The sequence below is a fragment of the Allofournierella massiliensis genome (assembly GCF_964241245.1).
In the GTDB taxonomy this organism is placed as follows: domain Bacteria; phylum Bacillota; class Clostridia; order Oscillospirales; family Ruminococcaceae; genus Allofournierella; species Allofournierella massiliensis.
In genome coordinates, this window is record NZ_CAXSWZ010000079.1 from 1 (window position 1) to 520 (window position 520).

Annotated in this window: 1 tRNA gene; it reads left to right on the forward strand. The window is 59.8% G+C overall.

The window, feature by feature from the left end:
* The first annotated feature begins 1 nt into the window (after position 1).
* Positions 2 to 77, forward strand: a tRNA-Lys gene (locus ACESYO_RS16445).
* Positions 78 to 520 lie beyond the last annotated feature (443 nt).

Here is a 520-nt window from a genome sequence, read left to right on the forward strand (position 1 = left end):
TGCACTTCTAGCTCAGTTGGTAGAGCAGCTGACTCTTAATCAGCGGGCCCAGGGTTCGAGTCCCTGGAAGTGCACCAAACGAAGAAAGGGCACCCGGTTGGGTGCCCTTTCTTCGTTTCGATGGAATTTGAGAGACTCGGACTCCATGGGGCAGCTGATGCGGGCCCTGGGTGCCCCGGAGGTGAGCGCCGCCAGTGGCGGATGCAGCGAACCGGAGCGGGCTGGGCAGCGGCGCAGAGCGATGCGAGCGCATGTTATGCGCGAAGTCAGCGCGACACGCCGCAACCGGATGAGTCCCTGGAAGTGCACCACAAAAAGGCAGGACGTTTGTCCTGCCTTTTTGTTGCGCTTCCCCCCACGGGGGCGGCTTCCCCGTTCGCGCTGCTGGCGCTCCGGTTCAGCGTACCAATTAGGATCCGGAACAAAAAGGCACCCCAATGGGTGCCTCAGCCTGTAGAAAAACCTGCTTTGGCAATCAGGCCAGAGCAGGTTTTCTGTTTGAAAACAAGAAGACAGGTGG